18 protein-coding genes are annotated in these 19,622 nt (G+C 37.7%); 3 read left to right on the forward strand and 15 right to left on the reverse strand.

The annotated features are described in order from the left end of the window. Positions 1-49: 49 nt before the first annotated feature. Positions 50-847 carry an enoyl-CoA hydratase/isomerase family protein gene (locus PQ474_RS05065; RefSeq protein WP_273840959.1) on the reverse strand — a complete coding sequence of 266 codons (798 nt, stop codon included), beginning with the start codon at positions 845-847 and terminating at the stop codon, positions 50-52. A gap of 370 nt (positions 848-1,217) precedes the next feature. On the opposite strand from PQ474_RS05065, the gene PQ474_RS05070 reads away from it, so the two are divergent. After that, entirely contained in the window at positions 1,218-2,207 is a 990-nt protein-coding gene (locus tag PQ474_RS05070) for an NAD(P)/FAD-dependent oxidoreductase (RefSeq protein WP_273840960.1), read from the forward strand. 26 nt (positions 2,208-2,233) lie between these two features. After that, positions 2,234-2,476 (forward strand): ferredoxin, encoded by a 243-nt coding sequence (locus PQ474_RS05075; protein ID WP_273840961.1) that lies wholly within the window; start codon positions 2,234-2,236, stop codon positions 2,474-2,476. 67 nt (positions 2,477-2,543) lie between these two features. Here the strand turns inward: PQ474_RS05075 and PQ474_RS05080 are convergent, their stop codons facing one another. The 6 genes from PQ474_RS05080 to PQ474_RS05105 form a co-directional block, all read right to left on the reverse strand. After that, on the reverse strand, positions 2,544-3,809 hold the full coding sequence (locus PQ474_RS05080; protein ID WP_273840962.1) for a benzoate/H(+) symporter BenE family transporter: 1,266 nt from the start codon (positions 3,807-3,809) through the stop codon (positions 2,544-2,546). A 272-nt stretch (positions 3,810-4,081) separates the two neighbouring features. Further along, positions 4,082-4,774: an ABC transporter ATP-binding protein gene (locus PQ474_RS05085; protein ID WP_273840963.1), complete on the reverse strand. Its 693-nt coding sequence runs from the start codon at positions 4,772-4,774 to the stop codon at positions 4,082-4,084. Continuing rightward, positions 4,768-5,538: an ABC transporter ATP-binding protein gene (locus tag PQ474_RS05090; protein WP_273840964.1), complete on the reverse strand. Its 771-nt coding sequence runs from the start codon at positions 5,536-5,538 to the stop codon at positions 4,768-4,770. Before PQ474_RS05090 ends, PQ474_RS05085 begins: the two co-directional genes overlap by 7 nt. A gap of 27 nt (positions 5,539-5,565) precedes the next feature. Further along, positions 5,566-6,540, reverse strand: coding sequence for a branched-chain amino acid ABC transporter permease (locus tag PQ474_RS05095; RefSeq protein WP_273840965.1), 975 nt, complete (start codon positions 6,538-6,540; stop codon positions 5,566-5,568). A 2-nt stretch (positions 6,541-6,542) separates the two neighbouring features. Further along, on the reverse strand, positions 6,543-7,409 hold the full coding sequence (locus tag PQ474_RS05100) for a branched-chain amino acid ABC transporter permease (protein ID WP_273840966.1): 867 nt from the start codon (positions 7,407-7,409) through the stop codon (positions 6,543-6,545). Positions 7,410-7,432: 23 nt separating this feature from the next. Continuing rightward, positions 7,433-8,656, reverse strand: a complete 1,224-nt coding sequence (locus PQ474_RS05105) for an ABC transporter substrate-binding protein (RefSeq protein WP_273841340.1) — start codon at positions 8,654-8,656, stop codon at positions 7,433-7,435. A gap of 327 nt (positions 8,657-8,983) precedes the next feature. Here PQ474_RS05105 and PQ474_RS05110 point away from each other — a divergent pair, with 327 nt between their 5' ends. Continuing rightward, positions 8,984-9,958, forward strand: coding sequence for an MBL fold metallo-hydrolase (locus tag PQ474_RS05110; RefSeq protein WP_273840967.1), 975 nt, complete (start codon positions 8,984-8,986; stop codon positions 9,956-9,958). A 15-nt stretch (positions 9,959-9,973) separates the two neighbouring features. Here PQ474_RS05110 and PQ474_RS05115 read toward each other — a convergent pair whose 3' ends face one another. The 8 genes from PQ474_RS05115 to PQ474_RS05150 all read right to left on the reverse strand — a co-directional run bounded on the left by PQ474_RS05115 (position 9,974) and on the right by PQ474_RS05150 (position 19,605). Continuing rightward, entirely contained in the window at positions 9,974-11,218 is a 1,245-nt protein-coding gene (locus tag PQ474_RS05115; RefSeq protein WP_273840968.1) for a benzoate/H(+) symporter BenE family transporter, read from the reverse strand. Positions 11,219-11,452: 234 nt separating this feature from the next. Then, a complete protein-coding gene (locus tag PQ474_RS05120; protein WP_273840969.1) occupies positions 11,453-11,857 on the reverse strand; it encodes an acyl-CoA thioesterase in 405 nt (134 codons plus the stop codon). Positions 11,858-11,872: 15 nt separating this feature from the next. After that, positions 11,873-12,670 carry an MBL fold metallo-hydrolase gene (locus PQ474_RS05125; protein ID WP_273840970.1) on the reverse strand — a complete coding sequence of 266 codons (798 nt, stop codon included), beginning with the start codon at positions 12,668-12,670 and terminating at the stop codon, positions 11,873-11,875. 50 nt (positions 12,671-12,720) lie between these two features. Beyond that, the gene (locus PQ474_RS05130) at positions 12,721-14,937 is read right to left on the reverse strand and encodes a helix-turn-helix domain-containing protein (RefSeq protein ID WP_273840971.1); all 2,217 of its coding nucleotides are present in this window, start codon (positions 14,935-14,937) and stop codon (positions 12,721-12,723) included. A gap of 113 nt (positions 14,938-15,050) precedes the next feature. Next, positions 15,051-16,424: a solute carrier family 23 protein gene (locus tag PQ474_RS05135; RefSeq protein WP_273840972.1), complete on the reverse strand. Its 1,374-nt coding sequence runs from the start codon at positions 16,422-16,424 to the stop codon at positions 15,051-15,053. 64 nt (positions 16,425-16,488) lie between these two features. Further along, positions 16,489-17,625 (reverse strand): acyl-CoA dehydrogenase family protein, encoded by a 1,137-nt coding sequence (locus PQ474_RS05140; RefSeq protein WP_273840973.1) that lies wholly within the window; start codon positions 17,623-17,625, stop codon positions 16,489-16,491. 24 nt (positions 17,626-17,649) lie between these two features. After that, entirely contained in the window at positions 17,650-17,991 is a 342-nt protein-coding gene (locus tag PQ474_RS05145; protein ID WP_273840974.1) for a cupin domain-containing protein, read from the reverse strand. A gap of 30 nt (positions 17,992-18,021) precedes the next feature. After that, on the reverse strand, positions 18,022-19,605 hold the full coding sequence (locus PQ474_RS05150) for a long-chain-fatty-acid--CoA ligase (RefSeq protein WP_273840975.1): 1,584 nt from the start codon (positions 19,603-19,605) through the stop codon (positions 18,022-18,024). Between the last annotated feature and the right edge of the window lie 17 nt (positions 19,606-19,622).

Consider the following 19,622-nt stretch of genomic DNA (forward strand, 5'->3'; position numbering starts at 1 on the left):
TTAAAATGGCGATATCGGAATTCCGATATCGCCATTTAACATTTATAAATTACTGACCAGACCAATTCGCTTCACGTTTTTCAATAAATGAGCTTAGTCCTTCTTGTGCATCATTTGAACGGAATAAAAGGTTTTGTAATTCACCTTCATAACGAACGGCTACATTTAATGGCATTTCTTTTCCATTCATAATCGATAGCTTAATGTTTTGTGCTGCGTATGTAGCACTGTTTGCAATTTTCTCAGCATATTCTAGTGTTTTCGCTCTAGTTTCTTCTTGTGGGAAGACACGATCAACTAATTTGATATCCAATGCTTCTTGAGGAGAAAGCGTCTCACCAGTAAGGTTAAGGTCAAGTGCTTTAGAGTGACCAACTTGACGTAGTAGACGTTGTGTTCCACCCGTACCAGCTAGTACACCAAGTGTAATTTCTGGGAGACCGATCTTACCAGCTTCTGAACCCATGAAACGTAGGTCACAAGCAAGAGCCATTTCTAAACCGCCACCTACTGTGTGTCCTTCCAAGCAAGCGATCCAGATTTGCGGTGAACGAGCAATTTTATCAAGTGTCTCGTTACAGAATAAACAGAATTGAGTTTTGAAACGTGGCTCAGATGCTTTTAAGAAATTAATGTTCGCACCAGCCGAGAAGAACTTAGGCATGTCGCTCATTAATACAGCCACTTTAATATCAGTATCAAAGCGAATATCATCAATTGCAGCATTTAACTCTTTGTAATAATCGAGATCGTAAGAATTTGTTTTGTTCACATGAATGTGTACCTCTGCAATCCCATTAGCTTTCTTAACTGTAAGCGTTTTCGTCCCTGTTAGTGTAGTTGACATGTAAAGAACCTCCTTGGTTTTCCCTAATATGATTTTGTTTCTTTCGTAACTAATTCATAATATACATAATATTTCTCCAATTATCAAAAGGGGGAACTCCCTATTTTTAGGGGTAATACCATATATAACTCTCACTTTCTCTTTAATTCTAACTTATTCTCATTTTCTTAACGAACGTAAAAAATACACAATTCTTTTATGCTTATTTTTTTGTACATCTCCCTTCTATTAAGTGGAGTTAAAAAATAACATCTCTTATATATTGAAAACACCTTGACAGACTTTTAAGAATATTCTATATTACATATAATTAACGATAGTTAAATAAACATAATATTAATTTTATTCACAAGTCTTAGGAGGTTTTTATATGTCAGATAAGATCCATGAGATTACCATTATTGGAGGTGGGCCAACTGGTTTATTCGCTGCATTTTATGCAGGAATGCGTAATTCTTCCGTAAAAATCATTGAAAGTTTACCCCAGTTAGGCGGACAGCTATCTGCTTTGTATCCAGAAAAATACATTTATGATATAGCTGGCTTTCCTAAAGTGCGAGCACAAGAGTTAGTCGATCGTTTAACAAAGCAAGCGACTCACTTTAACCCAACCATATGTCTTGAGCAAATGGTTGAAACCTTAGAAGTATTAGAAGATGGAATGGTTCGCCTTACAACAAATAAAGAGGAACATCTTACAAAAACAGTCATTTTAACAGCTGGAAATGGTGCATTTAAACCTCGTAAAATTGAATTAGATGAAGCTGAACAATATGAAACTAGCAATCTACATTATTTTATTGATGATCTAGAGAAATTCAGAGATAAAAAGGTGCTCATATGCGGGGGAGGAGATTCCGCTGTAGATTGGTCACTCATGCTTGAACCTATTGCAAAGCAGGTCTCTCTCGTTCATCGGCGCGACAAATTCCGTGCCCATGAATCTAGTGTAACTGAGCTAATGGAAAGCAAGGTTCTTATCAGAACACCTTATGTCCCTACTCGTTTAAATGGCGACAATGACCGTATTCACTCCGTTACACTCGAGCATGCAAAAGATAAAAGTATTGAAACCTTAGAAGTTGATGACGTTATTATCAACTACGGCTTTTTGTCTTCTCTAGGTCCAATGAAAAACTGGGGTTTAAACATTGAAAAAAATTCAATTGTTGTAAATTCAAAGATGGAGACAAATATTCCAGGTGTATATGCTGCAGGTGATGTTTGTACGTATAAGGGAAAAGTAAAATTAATTGCGACTGGCTTTGGAGAAGCACCAACTGCGATTAACAATGCGAAAGCATTTATTGATCCAGCCGCTAAGGTGCAACCGTTGCATAGTACGAGTGTTTTTGCATAAAATTCAAATTCTGGAGGGCGATCAAGATGGCTAAGTATACAATGGTTGATAAAGATACATGTATTGCATGTGGAGCATGTGGAGCAGCGGCTCCTGATCTATTTGATTATGACGACGAGGGTATTGCCGAGGCAATCCTTGACAACAATCAAGGTGTTACTGAAATTGATAGTGACTTAGAAGATGATTTAATTGACGCCCAAGAAGGTTGCCCGACTGAATCGATCAAAGTATCCGAACTCCCATTTCATTCTCACGCGAATATTTAAGTAAAAGCTAACATAAGAAAGGGTGATGGATTTTGATCCATTCACCCTTTCTTATTTAAATAGAACCTTAAGCCCCCTTCGATTTAAGCTCAATATCTGCCTCTTCTTCTGAATCTTCGCCTTTTAACCTAAAATTAAAATCATTTGGCTCAACGATTAACGAAGCAATGATTCCGAACACTAATGCCCAAAATGGAGCACCGATTGAAAACAATTGAACACCTGAAGCAGCGATTAGGAAAGTAAAAATGGCTCCAATTCTATGAGTACTTCCAAAAGATGCACTTATAGCCGATATTAAAACTTTAACTAACGCCAATCCAGCAATAATCGCGATAAAATAACCTGGCATCACTTCAAATAGTTTGACAAAACCACCGTAAAATGGAGCACTTACAGCAAAGATAATACCTATAATGACTGCAGCTACCCACCTTTGCTCTCTTTTCCCTGCATCTGGAGATGAACTAATAGCTGTCATCGGACCAGCAATGCACGTACTATGTAGGTGGAAGAAAGACGAAACCATTGTAGCAAATCCATTAACTGCTGTAATACCGTTGACGGGAATACCCTTATACCCCGCTGATTTCAATAAACTTACTCCAACTGGCGTTTCCATCCCTATTAAAATAATGGCAAGAGGTAGTCCGTATGCTAGAAAGGCTTCTAAAGTAAATTCAGGCATCACAAATTGTGGATAGTTTACCGTAAATTCAATTCCCGTAAATTCAACCCCACTAATGATTAAGTAGATGATTCCAACCACTAATGAACCCAAAACAGCTGGAATTTTAGGTGCCATTTTCGATAGAATAAGAAATGTTCCTACCATAATAAGTGTTGGGACCAGTGCACTTTCTAATGCGCGTACCATGTCCAAACCAAATTTTAATAAAACACCCGCAATCATCGCCATTACAATCGGGGTTGGTGTAAAACGCATTACTTTCCCCATAATACCTGAGAACCCAACTAACAATGATATTAAACCCGCGATTAAAGTCGCCCCTAATACGGGCCCTAGACCTACCATTGGAATCACTGCAGTAAACAACAATGCACCCGGTATTGAATTGGCCATCGCTAATGGTTGGCGATAGTATGACGGGACTAATATTCCAAATAAACCGTTTATCAAATAAAAACTAGTAATCCACATCATAATTAATCCTGAACCTAAACCAGCAACGGTGCCAGCACTAATAAAAACCAATCCCACACTTAAACCAAAAATACCAGCAACTAAACCTGCGGCAAAATTTTTAGAATTTAAATCACTTTTAAAATCAGAAAACACATTTGTGAAGCCAACACCTTTTTCAATCTTCATCATATACACCTCTTGTAATTTGTTAGTAAACGAATGATGTATGTATACATTTGAAATAAAAGCAATTAAATTATGGTGTGAAAGTCACTAAAACACATCAAAGCAGACTAAAGTTTTCCAATTTCACTTGAACACTCGATGGATCATATAAAACAGCCAGGGATACAGCGAGTCTACAAAAAAAGATCTTACTCCCCTTTTTATATAGCTCGAACTTACTGGCTGTTTTTTTGTTAAACACCTTAAATTACCATGCTACGCAACGAAATACTTTAAGAACTTAAAGACAAGAATTTATTTCGGACTTCTATGTCAAAATCTTCAGATGAGCCATCAAAAACAACGGCTCCTTTATTTAAAATATACACATGGTCTGCTAAATCGGAAGCCATCGACAGGTTTTGTTCGACGAGCAACATCGACAGTCCTTCTTCTTTTAACCTCTTAATAATTTTAATCACTTCTCTTACCATTAAAGGAGAGAGTCCTTCAGATGGCTCATCGAGTAAAAGCAAATCTGGATTGGTCATTAAGGCTCTACCAATTGACAGCATTTGCTGTTCTCCGCCACTTAAGTTCCCCCCCATTGACGTTTCACGTTCTTTTAGTCTAGGGAACATTTCAAAAATCTTCGTTAAATTCCATCCATCCTTTACAGGGCGATACGTCGTTAATAAATTCTCTTTTACTGTTAGATTAGGAAAAATTCTTCTTCCTTGTGGAACTAAACCGATTCCAGCTTTAGAGATTTGATAACTTGGCTTTCCTTTCAGTTCTTGACCATTCAAGAAGATTGACCCTTTTTTTGGAGAGACCATTCCCATAATTGAATGGAGAGTCGTGGTCTTCCCCATCCCATTACGACCAAGTAAAACAGAGACTGAACCTTGATTTACACGTAAAGAAACATCGTGCAATATATGACTCTCTCCATAATATGCATGGAGATTTTGAACATCTAGCATTCGACTTCCTCCCCGCTACCAATGTAAATTTTGTTCACTCTCTCATCTTTTCTTACTGTTTCAGGTTCCCCTTCTACAAGCACACCACCATCGTACAATACAACCATGCGGTCAGCTAGACCAAAGACAACTTCAAGATCATGCTCAATGATCATCAAGGTTAAGTCTTTCGGAAGCTGATAAAGTAAATCAACGATATAATCTGTTTCTGATTGCGACATACCTGCAGTTGGTTCATCAAGTAATAGAATAGAGGGGTCTGTTGCGACTCCAAGTAATATCTCAATCTGGCGCTGTTCCCCATATGATAGGTTCTTAACGATCGCATCACGACGATGCGATAGGCCCCACGTTTCAAGTAGCTCGTTGGCTTTTAGATATAAGCTCGGATACTGCTTTGTACTTCTAGATTTAAACCATATACGACCAAATCCTTCTTTTCTTTGTAAAACTAATAATAAATTATCTAAAACCGATAATTCGTTTAATAGATTATTTTTCTGAAACGTCCGAACCATTCCATTGCGAACCCGCTTATAGTTAGGTTGTTTCGTTATGTTCGTACCATAATGAAAAATCTCTCCATGCGAAGGTTCCAAATCCCCTGTTAATAAATTAAAAAAGGTTGTTTTCCCCGCTCCATTGGGCCCAATAATTCCAATTCTCTCTCCCTTTTTTATTTCAAGGGAAATATCTTTTAAAATATGCAATCCTCCAAAGCTTTTTCCAACACCACTAATCGTTAAAATCGTTTCCTGATCCAAGCAACTCACCTCCATTTCATTTTCGCTTTAAGCTGCACGAGAGTTTTTTCTTTGAAGGGATTGGGGCTTATTGAGCTTCAACTTACGGAAAAAACTCTGACCAATTCCAACAATTCCTTTCGGGAAAAAGATAACAAAGATGATAAATACGGCTCCAACAATTAACATCCAAAGATCTGTATAAGAACTTACAATGGTTTCTAGAGTAACAATTAACGCCGCACCTAATACGGGACCAAGTATCGTTCCAGCACCACCTATTAAAACCATAATTAATACAGCACCAGACATCGTCCAATACACATCACTCGGAGCAATGAAACCATTAAAATAAGTGTATAACGACCCAGCCAATCCACCTAGTGAGCCCGCTATTACAAAAGCCATATATTTATAAAGATTTGTGTTATAGCCCATTGATTTAACTCTCGTTTCATTCTCTCTAATTCCTATTAACACTTGACCAAATGGTGAGTTCATTAATATTCGTAAACCAGCATATATCAAAAAGAATACAACTAATATGAGGTAAAAAATGTATACTGAATTCGAAAACTGAAAAGCTCCGAGCGTCACCCGTGGTATACCTGATAAACCATTAGAACCACCTGTTAGATTGGTTGATTGATAGATAAACGAATAAATCATCTGTGAGAATGCTAGGGTTAGCATTAAGAAATAAAATCCGCTCACCTTCATACAGAATGCCCCCACGATAGCTGCTACAATCGCAGACAAAACGATCGCTAAGCCTAAGGAAACAAATAAATTACTAGAAATATTTTGAGCAACAAGTCCAGCCGTATAAGCACCTACTCCAAAAAAAGCTGCATGACCTAATGAAACGAGTCCAGTAAATCCAACTAATATATTTAAACTAAGAGCAAAAACGGCAAGAATTAATATTTCAGATAATAAATTAAGGTGAAACAGTGAAAGAACAAAAGGGGCCAGTGCTAAAGCGACAATCGCTACGAGAAATTTCAACAATGCGCTTTTCATATTTAAGCCACCTTCTTTCCAAGTAACCCATTCGGTTTAAAAACGAGAACGATTGCCATTAATCCAAAGATTAAAAACATACTTAACTCAGGGAAAAGAAAACGACTAAAGGTTTCTAAAATCCCAACAAGAACACTGGCAACTAATGTCCCTGCAATAGACCCTAATCCTCCGATAACGAGTACGACTAATGCGAGAATTAACGTTTGAAATTCCATACTTGGATAAATTCCGAGCACCGGAGCTGCTACGACACCACCAAATCCTGCTAATACTCCTCCAATGACAAAAACGATGGTAAATACTAATTTAATATTTACTCCCAGAGCTCCAATCATTTCCTTGTCACTAAGACCCGCTCGAATGATAGCTCCCCAACGTGTTTTGTCTTGAATCAGCCATAGCAACACAGCAATTGTGATCCCAACAATAATGACAACTAAACGGTAAACAGGAAAGGTTTGACCAAAGATCGATGTTGAACCTGCAAAGACCTGAGGCACTGAAATGGATAGAACGTTCGAACCCCAAATAAACTTTGCAATATCGTGAAAAACATAGGCTAATCCAAACGTTAATAATACTTGTGATAAGTGCCCCAAATGGTAGGTGGGGCGGAGCAACGTCCGCTCCACCACCAACGCTAATAATGCTACGACAATCGGCGCAATAAGTAAGGCCATCCAAAAGCTTTGCGTGTATGTTACAGTGAGGGAGTAAGCAACGTATGCTCCAAACATGTATAAAGATCCATGAGCTAAGTTCAACACTCCCAATATTCCAAAAACAAGTGACAAACCACAGGTGATGATAAATAATAATAGACCATACGATATTCCATTAACCAATTGCGCTCCGATTATATCCACGTCAAATCTCACTCCCCACTTAATTATTCACCTGGATCTTGAACGGTTTCAATCGTTTCAAGCACTGTATTGTCCGTTTTTTCCCCAGCGAGAATGGTTTCTGTAATGTACATATTTTGAATAATATGATGAGTGTCTTTATCAAACTCAATTGGTCCACGAGGACTGACAAACGATACCTTTGAAATCGCATCAACAATTGCGTCCGGATTGGATACATCTCCCTCTAAAGTTGTAAGTGCTTCAGCAAGAATTCGTGCTGCATCATATCCTTCTAAAGACTCAATAGTAGGCCTGCGATCATATGCTTCTTCGTAAGCTTTTACAAACGCGACATTTTCTTCTGTATCTAAACTATAATCCCAGAAAGTCGATGCAAATGCTCCTTCAGCTGCATTCCCAATCGATTCACGTAGGTCTTCTGCAACTAACCATCCAGAACCTACTAAAGGAAGTTTTCCTTTTAATCCATATTGTTCATATTGCTGAACGAAACGAACAGCGTCACTTCCTGCAAAAAAACCATATACTCCATCAGCTTCTACTCCCCCAATTGTCGTTAGATAAGAGGCATAATCATTATTTCCAAGTGGTGGGTACACTTCACCAACTACTTCTCCACCAGCAGCCGTATAAGCTTCGATAAATGCAGCTGAAACCTCTCGACCAAATGCATAATCGGCAGCAGCAATATACATCTTCCCTCCGACATTTTCGTATGCCCACTCACCCATTGAGTGTCCAATTTGCCATGAGGAGAACGACGATCTCCAAATGTAATCACTACGTTGTGCTCTTGTTAAATCATTTCCTCCAGCATGTGACGCAAGATATGGTAGTTTATTAGAATCAACTTCATCACGGATGGCATATGCAACAGCTGTACTTACTGCCCCCGTTAAAATATCGATATTATCCTGATCCATTAACTTTCGCACACGTCTTAAAGCGACTTGTGGATCGGCTTCTGTATCTTCCTCTATTAACTCAATTTTTGTATCCCCAACTTGCCAGTCAATACTGTCAAAATAGAGTTTCATTCCATCAGATAAATCTTTTCCTAGCGATGCATATACACCTGAGAAAGGTAGAATAGAACCAATTTTCACTGTTTTATTACTCTCACTATCACCTTGCTGCTCTGCTGAACTATCTGTTTGACTTGAATCTGAATTAGAACCTGATTGTATTGCACTATTACCACAAGCAGCGAGCACAGTTAACACGAAGACGAACCCCAAAATCATCAGCCATTTTCTTTTCACATTCATACACCTCTTCGATTTTTTTGGTAACCGCTTTCAAAACAGAGAGTTCTCATTCCTCCTTCGTATGTATTCTAAATATTATAATATATCTGATAAAAGTATTTTTCAACATCTTTTTATTACTTTCGTCTATAAAACGAATAATAATTTCGTTTACTGAAATTAAATAATGCGATATAATAAAAGAAATGTAGTTTTTAACACCATAATGCTTGTTCGTTTCTCACAAAATATAAACCTTCGTTTTAAATACGTTATATAATTTTAACGATATACAGAATCATTTTTGAGAAAGAGGGTGTAGAAATGATTGAACTTAAGAAAAAAAATTACGAAGTCTTTCCTATTGTCGTACCCAATCAATCTGGGCTAAAAAGCATAAATTTTTATTTAATCAAGGCTAGTCACTCCCTTACGTTAATTGATGCAGGTTTCAATACTGATGATTGTTTTACCGCATTAATTCACACGTTGAATGAAAAGGGGTTAACCCTTAATGACTTGACTGAAATTGTCTTAACTCACCATCATATCGATCATGTTGGTTTAGTAAACCGGATCGTATCTATGCAATCAATACCTGTATACGTCCACCCTTTATCGATCCAACGTCTAAAAAGGGACAAAGATTTCCTGGAGATGAGAATTGAATTCTTCGACCAGCTATACGAAAAAATGGGCTGTGGTGAAGCTGGTCGAAGTCAAGTAGACTTCTTAAAGCAATCTATCGAAAAAAACAAGCATAATGCCATTCATTCAGACCTTCTCCCAATTGGTAATACATTTTTAAAAGAGTTTGATGTGATTCACGTTCCAGGGCATGCCCCTGATCAAATGGCTCTTTTGGATCAAAAAAGAAAGTGGTTATTCTCTGGCGATTTATTAATTAATCACATTTCAAGCAATGCCTTAGTTGAACCTGATCAAAATGGAGAGCGTATGCTCACCCTAGTCGATCATATGAATTCTTTAAAAAAATGCCAAAATCGATCTATCGATGTTGTTTTTCCTGGCCACGGTATCCTGATTGAACAACCAGATATGTTAATCCAAAAAAGGTTAGATGGCGTTGAAGAAAAAGCTAGCAAATTAAAATCCCTTATTCAGCAAGGGATTCAAACAGCAAATGACCTAGCGCTAGCCATTTATAAAAAAAACTACAACAAACAATTTTCTCTTGTAATGTCAGAAATTATTGGCCACCTAGATTATTTAGAAACCCAGAAAGGTATAGAAAAACAACTAACCTCTGGTGTATGGCACTATTCAATTAAACAGTAAAAAACAGAGGATCTCTTAACTAGAGATCCTCTGTTTTTTACTCGTAACTCCCTTATTTTCATTTAACCTCTTCTTAAAATCATCTTTTTCAAAAACAAAACTTAAACAAGTACCGAACACAAGTCCCCAAAATGGCGAGCCAATGTTAATTAAAGTAAAATCAGATAGTGTAATCATAAATGAAAAAAGAGCACCAATTTGAAACGTAGACGAAAAACTAGCAGCCAAGCAATTTTTTAAAACCATCAACAAACCCAAACCGGCTAGTAATTGAATTAATGAGATCGGAATCTCACGTACAATTCCCATGACAAAACCTGCAAATAATCCAAATAGAATCCAAAGTAGACCCATGATAACAGCTGCTTTATAGCGATGTTCTAACTTACCCGATGATTGATCTGCAATAATACCGGTCATCGGTCCTGCTATACAAGCCGAATGTGCACCAAAAAAACTGTTTAACAACGATCCAATCCCCGACCATGTCGTTAGGGAATTGACAGGCGCTTTATATCCAATACTATTTAAGATCGTAATTCCCTGAGCATTCTGAATTGCAATAACGGTTACTAGTAAAGGGATGGTTAGCTCACTAATAGTACTAAGACTAAATGTTGGAAGAAAAAATTCAGGTGAAGACAATTCGAATGAATTTGAATAAAGCGACACAGGTTGTTCTAAAGAGAGCAATATGAATCCAACGGCAATAGCTCCTAAGATGGGAGGTACAAACGTCCCTATCCTATTATAAAAAGTCAAAAGGAAAAAAACGATGAGAGTAGCGCCATTTACTAAAGGTAATTCCAGAACGGACATAAAAATGTTTATTCCAAATGGCAACAATACTCCTGACACCATTGCCATCATGATTGGTAACGGTATCGCATTCATAAATAGACTAGTTGACTTCGTAACGGCAATAATCAGTAGGAGCACACTAGTCATCACATAAGCTCCTAACACATCCGTAAAAGAGTGACTCATTAGCGTCGTCCCAACTAAAACGGCTCCCGGAATTGTAAAAGCAACAGCAATTGGTTGCTTATAATATACCGATAAACCAATGGTCGAAAGCCCTCCCACGACATAGATCGCGAATATCCAAGACGTCGTGATTGAATCACTGAGTCCCCCTACTTCAGCTGAGTTTAACACAATTAAGAGTGGACCTGTTACTCCAAATAACCACGCAATGAATCCGTTTACAATTCCTTGTATGGTCCAATTTGAAAACAAATTTTCATTACCATTTTTCATAATCCTATCCTATCTTTAGAAAATTTTTACTTTTATACCTTAATTAAAATACATCTAGTAATGATAGTCAACCGTTTTTATTACGCTTTTAAAACTTCCGTATTTTTTATACAATACCCTGTATGCTTAAATTTTTAAACTTTTAAAACACTTGGAGGCCAAGTGTTTTATGATGATTTTATTGTTTTTATGTCAATCAACGATAAATAAGTCTAGATGTCCAATCGACTATTTTTATCGTAACAATAATTCATGCATATCTTCTGGAATAGAAACGGCTTTTGGCTTCTCACCAGCAAAACTAGCAAGTGCTCTTAGTTCTATACCATGAGCGATTTCATCTTCTCCCCTAATAAATTCATGTTTTATTTTAAAAACCTTGTCATGTAACTCCAGAACAGTTGAGATAATTGCGACGTCTTCTTCAAAATAGAGAGGCTTATTGAATGAACAATTTGATTCAATCATCGGTATTCCAATATGCTCATCTCGTATTAGACTAGATAAAGGATAGCCTATCGTGGAAAACACTTGATGTGTGGCTTGATCCATCCATTTATAGTAGTTCGGTGAATAAACAATTCCCGCTGCGTCAGTGTCTCCCCATTCAACTCTAAATTGATAGTGAAATTTTTTCATAGTGGCCTCCTTCCCTTATACATCCTCTTCCAACACATTTTTTATTATATACATCGAATCCCAATCATTATTTGATAGTGTCACTAAAGCAGGAGCTTGCGGAAATAACACTTCCTTAATTTCTCTAGCCGTTAACCCATTCCAGCTCAAATCAAGAATATCGGACTTTAGATTCTCTAAGTAATGCAATTTTCTCTTCAGTGCTCGCTTACCATCTGGGATATATCCTGCGTGACTACAAAACATCTCCAAGAAATCATAAGATAAAATGGTTTGTAAAGATGAAATCATAGTAGTTATCGACTCTTCAGGAAGAATGGCTTCTGGCTTCGAGGTAACAAATAAATCACCTGAAAATAGCATTCCTGTGTTTGCATTTAATAACACGACATGATCTGAAGCATGGCCAGGTGTCGAAATGACTTTCCAAGTTTCATTTCTTGACTGGAGACGATCATGAAATGGCAGGGCGCGAAACGCTTCTCTTTCTCCCCAAAAATCTTTTCGAAATGGTGGATAATCACTGACATTCAAACATTCATCGACAGCCAGTTGATCAATATAAATAGGGAGCTTCAGATTCTTTTGAATCCAAGGAGCACAACCTGTATGATCTTCATGGTGATGAGTTAGAGCAACTAAATCAAAAACATTTTCCCTAAAAAAGGGAATGAATTGATTAAGCATTGACACGGGACCCGTATCAACCAACATAAAATCTGTTAAAAACGTATGAACCGCTAGTTGAATTCCCTTTAAATTCACTGTCCCTTTCACACATGTCACATTCGAATAAGAGGTTACTTCTAACATCGTAAACTCCTCCTGCCAACTCTTGTTTTATTTGTATCAAAAGACTTCAACTATATTAATTGTTCAGTATTAAAATTAAAAAGAGAGTAAAGTTTGTAGGCCATCATTAATTCAAATCGCACCTCCGCATCATTCAAATCAATTTGTACCAGTTCAGCTACACGTTCCAATCGATATTCTAACGTACTGCGATGAATAAAAAGCTGATTGGAAGCATCCCGAAGGTTTCCGTTATGATTTAAAAAGACCTGTAATGTTTCAAATAAATCAACATGATTATTATTTGAATACTTAATCAGAGGCCCTAAATGTTTTTTAACAAATAATTCAGCTGCTAACGGGTCACTTGTATTGTTTAGAATGGTATACGAACCAAGGTCATCATAGAAGGAAAATCCTCCTTGTGGATAGCGATATGTCACTACATTTTTCGCTTTAACGGATTGGACGTAACAGTAATAATAGTCTTCTATTTTTTCTGTTTTGCCACCTATACCTAAAAACACTTTCGTTTTCGTTCTTTCTTTACTCAGTAAGGTGATAATACGTTGATGCAAGCCTTTCCAATACTCTACATGTTCGTTATTATTTAACGTTTTCACAATGAAAATAAATTCTTTATCCTTTCGAGTGAAAATGATGGACAGATCATATAAAGCGAGCTTGGTTTTAATCTGATCCCAAAGCCAAGACTTATAACTCTCGAGTACGACGAGATTCGTTTCATCCTGCTCAGGCATCTCCAATGATAATGTAGCAATTTGATGAGATTCTAGTACATTCCAATTAATCAATGTTGCGTATTTAATAATTTTCTCTTGATCATCCATTTTTTCTGAAAAAAGTTGATTTATAAAACTTTCTTTTACTTGCTCTTTTGCATCTAACACTAACTTTTGCTTGATAAATTCAATTGCATACACATTGAGTGCATGATCAAGAGTAAGGCGTAGCATACGATTGATCTTTCTTTTTGGTAAACAAATAACTAAATACCCTAATACATCTCTCCCACCAATAATCGGCCAAACCGCACATGGTTGTTCCCCACATTCATCAAGCCAAAACTCGCGGGTTTTCATTTGCGTGATTTCCTGTTTTTGATCCATTACTTTTTGTTCAATGATTGGTTGTAAATGCATTTCCTCTTCTTTAAAGTAAGTAGAAATGGATTTCATAAATCGGTCATAAAGTAAAAGGGAACTCTCTAACATCGAACTAATCGTTTTAGATATATCATGTAAGTCTTGACCTTGAACTGTTTTTCTTACAAGCTCTTGATGATGTTCCATTAGCCGTTCCATTCTCTTTTTGCTTTCTGATTCTAATTCATACAGTCTAGCGTTTTCAATTTGCATGGAAACAAAAGCCGAAACGAATTCTAGAAATTCCAGGTCATCATCAGAGAATTGACCGTTCTCCTCCTTAGTAACATAAAGAACCCCAATGGTTTTCAAATTAACAATAAGTGGAATCGTCAGTTCATGGCTACCAGGTATTTCTACTGAGGGAAAGTAGTTATCAATCGGTAAATTGGTTTCAACCATAATTGTCTTAAAGAGGTTCGTAGTTCCAAAGTTTGGTGGATGGTATGTAAAGCAACTATTTGTTTCATCGAATAAATACACACTAGCCCCTTTTGCTTGAGTTCCTTTACCGGCTCGTTCTACTATTTTTTCAATTAAATGTTCGATCGATGACCCAGGAAAGATATTTTCTCTCATCCATTCGACACCTTTAATTTTCCGCTTCTGTTTTTCCTTTTCTTTCGCTAAATCCATGGCAACAGCTACATCATGTCCGAACTCTACGAATATTTTCTCTGCTTCAATGACAAGAGGAATAAAATCGCGAAACCCAATTACACAAAGACCGAATTGCTTATTATTGTGATTTAGGGGCACCGTAAACCATGTAGACAGTTGTTCTTTTTCCATTGCTTTTCTAAAACTACAGGCAACGCCCTCTTCTTGATCATTAGGCCACCAAAGCGCATCTTGTAAAAGATTGGATGAACAATCATCCAAATTTAACTTTAACGTTTCTTCAATCGTAAATTCTTCACCGATCCAAACTTTTGGTAACAATTGATGATCTTCTTTTAAGATAACGCCTACTAAATCACAAGTGAATTCATTATAAAAGGACTCCAACAAGTAATTCAGGGTTTCTTGTAACGTATCGAACTTAATCAGTTGACGAGTGATATTTCGAAGATGTGTGTTTATTTTCTGTTTTAATTTTTCCTGCTTCATGTTCTGATCCATTGGTATTACCCCTTTTTTCAACCATATAAATATGTACTGAAAAATCAGCTTGAAATAAACTCTCAAGCTGATTCGTTCAGATTTATCGTTCATAGTCCACTACTTATATAAGACTAACTTACTTTATCAACACTCTCTTTATTCGAAGAATTCTCCTCTTTTTTAACTAAACTAGTCTTTTGAATGACCAAGTATAAGACAAGTCCGATCACAATGGCGTATGTTGCACCATATGCAAACAAGACGATCGCCATTACTCCCGCAACTCCACGTTCCGTATTATCTTTTAGTTGTTCAATTCCAATCGAGATACATAGATAACCTGTAATGATTAAGGTTAGCGATAGGGCAATCGGTAACACAGGTTGGAAAAGGGTAACTAATGGTAACAATACGGTTGCCAAAAGCATGGCCATAATTAACGACGCTGTACCAGAATAAATGGAGTCCATTGCTTTACGTCCATATTTATATCTTTCCATGACCGAAGCTGTACCCGCTGTAAAGATCGGCCCCGCAAGCCCTGGGTGGGGAGCAAACAAAGCATGAATAAAGTTCCGAATAAATGTAAGCGTATGCATATTACTTAAACTCAAATGAGCCTTTTCATCTTTACGGAATTCACTTGCTTTTTGGAATAAAGATGCTCCGACAACAATATCTCCGTAAGCGATAATATAGGCAAGTAAAGCTGTAGGGATGGCCATTAAAATAATACTTAAACTTGGGAAACCAACTACAAAAGGTGTAAAGCTCCATAGTTCTGCAAAATTAGGGACAACAATTCCCCACTCAACTGCCGGTGCAGGATATTCTCTTGTTACCCACCCCACAATGATTGCGACAATGATCGCTGGCATAATTCCGTAATTCCCAATAAACCTAGCAATCTTATTCGACTTGTATAAATGATGGAATGATTTTGAGAACATGACATAAAAACATACAAGAGTACCTATAATTAACGAAATAGGTGTGTTGGCTAATCTTCCACCATCAATAATTTCGCCATGGATGGCGGCAATCCCTGCACCTATTAATATACCACCCTTTAAAGAGTTTGGTAACTTACTTACGATAACTTTACCTAAACCAGTAATTCCTAGAATCAAGAAAATAAAAGCAACAGATAGTTGAAGAGCAACCAGGGCTTTGACCGCATCTGGCCCAGGTTCAAAATTCCCTAGAAAGATGATAACCAACGGGATAGCTGCCGTGATAAATCCTGGAACTAACGGAACCCCCATCAACGGTCCCATGAGCATCGTTATGAGATAAATGACGGCAACAGCTAAAGCTGCATCATAGGAGAAACCAACATAATTTTGTAACAATGGAATAACGGCTAATCCGATAGAAAATAGAACAAATCCTTGAATAAGCTCCGGCGTCTCGAGCCTGAAATGAACAAACGGTAACCTTATTTGAAAAGGCCCTAATTTCCAAAATGGTTGTTCTTCTCCATCTTTACGCTTATAAAGTGCCATTTGTTTTCCCCCTCAAAATGGTATTAAATTCAATTCACATACGTAAAAGTGAAACGGCACTATGTTAAGAAAGCAGTTCCTTAGCGATGACGACTCGTTGGATTTGGTTGGTTCCTTCATAAATTTGCATGATTTTAGCATCTCTAAAATATTTCTCTACTGGATACTCACGGATAAACCCATACCCACCAAAGATTTGCACAGCGTCTGTTGTGACTTCCATCGCCGTATCAGACGCAAAACATTTTGCATACGATGCGTGTTTCATAGATGGTGTGCCTCTATGAAGTAAGTCTACGGCTTTATGAACTAAAAGCCTTGACGCTTCAATCTTCATAGCCATATCGGCTAGCATAAATTGAATGGCTTGAAGCTGAGAGATTGGTTTACCAAATTGTTTGCGCTCTTTTGCATAAGAGGTTGATGCATCAAAGGCAGCTTGAGCAATACCAAGAGCTTGAGCACCAACCATTGGTCTAGCATTCATGAGACCCTTCATAAAAATTTTAAACCCTTCTCCCTCCTCCCCTATTCGATTTGCAGCAGGAACCCGCACTTCTTCAAAAATAACAGAAGCCGTGTCTGAAGCCCGTAAGCCTAGCTTTTTTTCTTTTTCACCGATTTTTACACCAGGTAAGTCACGGTCTACAATAAAGGCTGTATATTTACTTGATGCACTTTCCTCTTTGATTCTTGCTAAGACGACAAAAAATTCAGCATGACTTGCATTCGTAATGAAGCATTTTTCCCCGTCTAGAATGTATTCATTGCCTACACGTCTAGCTACAGTAGCTAAAGAGCTTACATCACTTCCCGCTCCTGGTTCTGTCAAAGCAAAAGCGGCGTAATTCCCCTCTTTCGTCAGTTTTGTTAAATACTTCTTCTTTAGTTCTTCGCTAGCCCCCACCAATATCGGATAAGAGGAGAGTGAATTCGCTTCTAAACTCGTCGCCACACCGGCACAGGCAGTTGAGATTTCTTCTACGATTAACGCATGTGAAATTTTATCAATCCCAGGGCCACCGTATTTTTCTGGTATCGCTAAATTACTAAGACCATACTCATGTAATTTCTGCATAATTTCTAGCGGAAAAGCTTCATCTTCATCATACTTTCTGGCAAATGGAGCAATTTCATTCGTTGCAAAATCTTTTGCTAACGCCTTGATTGCTATTTGCTCTTCGTTCAATTGGAAGCTCATTGTTTCACCTCGACTGTAACAAATTTATTGTTTCAAGAATTTCAATGCTTCTGTTGTTCTAGCAAGTAAAATACATCCTTCACGAGTAAATGGCGCATGGATTGTATGTTGGCTCGTGAAGAGGTAATCTCCTTTTACTAAAGAATACTTTCCTACTCGGCACTCACCTTCAATTACATAAACTTCTTCATCAGCAGGGTGATCATGTAAGGGAAAGGAACTATTCGGTTCCATCTTAATAAGAACGGTACTTCCACCCTCCTCGAATTTATAAAGAGTTTTGATAGATACTCCCTCAAAAGGCAGTGGCTTCCACTCTTTATCCGCTGACACAAAGCGGCTTTCTTTTACATTTTGTGGATTCACATAAATCCCCCTTTCTAATCCGGGATCGGTTTACCTTAATTCTGCTTTTAATTCATTCCTTAATTGGTCTTGAAGAGCGACTTTTTTGATTTTTCCACTTGCCGTCATCGGAAGTTCATCAACAATTAATATTTTATCCGGTACCTTGTAATCCGCAACTCTAGGTCGGATGAATTCAATCAAACTTTGTTCATCCATTTCAACTGACGGTTTTAATTTAATGCAAGCACAAGAAACTTCCCCTAATACGGTATCTGGCAAGCCTACAATGGCCACCTCTAAAACATCTGGATGAGTATAAAAAACTTCTTCAATTTCACGCGGATAAATATTATATCCACCGCGAATAATCATTTCTTTCTTACGACCGACAATTCGAAGATAACCCTCATCATCAAGAGTTCCGAGATCGCCAGTGTAAAACCAGCCTGCCTCGTCTAATGCTTCCGTTGTTTTATCAGGCATATTGTAGTACCCTTTCATTACACCAAAGCTTCTACAAGCAATCTCTCCAACCTCTCCGGTAGCTACTGCTTCGCGCTCTTCGTTTACGATTTTCACTTCAGCACCTGGAAGTGCTTTTCCCACCGTTTCGGCACGGACTAAATCATTGTCGTCAAATTTCGTCATAGTTAATGTCGGTGACGTCTCACTAAGCCCATAGGCAACAACAATGTCACAACCCATGTCAGTACGAATTTTCTTGACGATCTCAACCGGGCACGGGGCTGCCGCAATAATTCCCGTTCGTAGCGTTGATAAGTCATATTTCGAAAAATCTGGTTGATTAAGCTCTAAAATAAACATAGTTGGGACACCATGCTTGACCGTTACTCCTTCAGCTTGCACAACCTCTAACGTTTCTTTCGGTTTATATTGATCCATCAAGACCATTCTTGCACAAGAAGCAATCGAACTTATGATACTTGGAACCATTCCAAACACATGAAAGACTGGCACAGCCACTAAAAAGACATCGTCAGCTGTACAGTTCATTTCCTCTGCGGAAATGACGCCTGTTTTCACGATATTTGCATGTGTTAACATAGCTCCCTTTGGTGCTCCAGTTGATCCAGAAGTATAAAGAATAGAGAGGACATCTTCGGCAGGATGAATTTGAACGGGTGTAAAAGAGGCCCAATTTCCAGATTCTAGTAACTTTTCATAGTTTAATAAACCATCTTCTTCGTAACGTACAGTGATAAGCAGCTCCAGACTTTTCACCGTTTTCTTTGCCTGAATAAACTGTTCTGAGTGAGTAATGCCACTGAACTCTTTTGTAAAAAAGGCAACTTTCGCTTCAGAATTATTTAGAATATACTCTACTTCATCCGTTCGATAACGAGTATTAAATGGAACAAGAACAGCTCCTAAATGAGCTACAGCCAAATAAATCACGACAAACTCATTCCAATTAGGTAAACAAACCGCTACTTTATCTCCTTTGTTCACTCCAAGGTTTTGTAAAGAGGAAGCGAGGCTAATCGAATGATCCCAGAGATCTTTATAGGACATTCTCGAAAATCGGTCAAAAAGAGCTTCACGCTCTGGACCGAAATTGGTAGCGTTTTCAAATAATTGTGAAACACTTAGCTGACCAAGTTCTCTATACATATCATCATCCCTTTACC

The sequence above is a fragment of the Halalkalibacter alkalisediminis genome, from assembly GCF_028610705.1.
In the GTDB taxonomy this organism is placed as follows: domain Bacteria; phylum Bacillota; class Bacilli; order Bacillales; family Bacillaceae_D; genus Halalkalibacter; species Halalkalibacter alkalisediminis.

Coding starts and splice junctions, on each gene's coding strand:
- PQ474_RS05115 (WP_273840968.1), bottom strand. CDS start 11,218: ATGAAAAATGGTAATGAAAATTTGTTTTCAAATTGGACCATACAAGGA.
- PQ474_RS05110 (WP_273840967.1), top strand. CDS start 8,984: ATGATTGAACTTAAGAAAAAAAATTACGAAGTCTTTCCTATTGTCGTA.
- PQ474_RS05075 (WP_273840961.1), top strand. CDS start 2,234: ATGGCTAAGTATACAATGGTTGATAAAGATACATGTATTGCATGTGGA.
- PQ474_RS05130 (WP_273840971.1), bottom strand. CDS start 14,937: ATGGATCAGAACATGAAGCAGGAAAAATTAAAACAGAAAATAAACACA.
- PQ474_RS05150 (WP_273840975.1), bottom strand. CDS start 19,605: ATGTATAGAGAACTTGGTCAGCTAAGTGTTTCACAATTATTTGAAAAC.
- PQ474_RS05125 (WP_273840970.1), bottom strand. CDS start 12,670: ATGTTAGAAGTAACCTCTTATTCGAATGTGACATGTGTGAAAGGGACA.
- PQ474_RS05105 (WP_273841340.1), bottom strand. CDS start 8,656: ATGATTTTGGGGTTCGTCTTCGTGTTAACTGTGCTCGCTGCTTGTGGT.
- PQ474_RS05095 (WP_273840965.1), bottom strand. CDS start 6,540: ATGAAAAGCGCATTGTTGAAATTTCTCGTAGCGATTGTCGCTTTAGCA.
- PQ474_RS05070 (WP_273840960.1), top strand. CDS start 1,218: ATGTCAGATAAGATCCATGAGATTACCATTATTGGAGGTGGGCCAACT.
- PQ474_RS05120 (WP_273840969.1), bottom strand. CDS start 11,857: ATGAAAAAATTTCACTATCAATTTAGAGTTGAATGGGGAGACACTGAC.
- PQ474_RS05080 (WP_273840962.1), bottom strand. CDS start 3,809: ATGAAGATTGAAAAAGGTGTTGGCTTCACAAATGTGTTTTCTGATTTT.
- PQ474_RS05140 (WP_273840973.1), bottom strand. CDS start 17,625: ATGAGCTTCCAATTGAACGAAGAGCAAATAGCAATCAAGGCGTTAGCA.
- PQ474_RS05065 (WP_273840959.1), bottom strand. CDS start 847: ATGTCAACTACACTAACAGGGACGAAAACGCTTACAGTTAAGAAAGCT.
- PQ474_RS05085 (WP_273840963.1), bottom strand. CDS start 4,774: ATGCTAGATGTTCAAAATCTCCATGCATATTATGGAGAGAGTCATATA.
- PQ474_RS05135 (WP_273840972.1), bottom strand. CDS start 16,424: ATGGCACTTTATAAGCGTAAAGATGGAGAAGAACAACCATTTTGGAAA.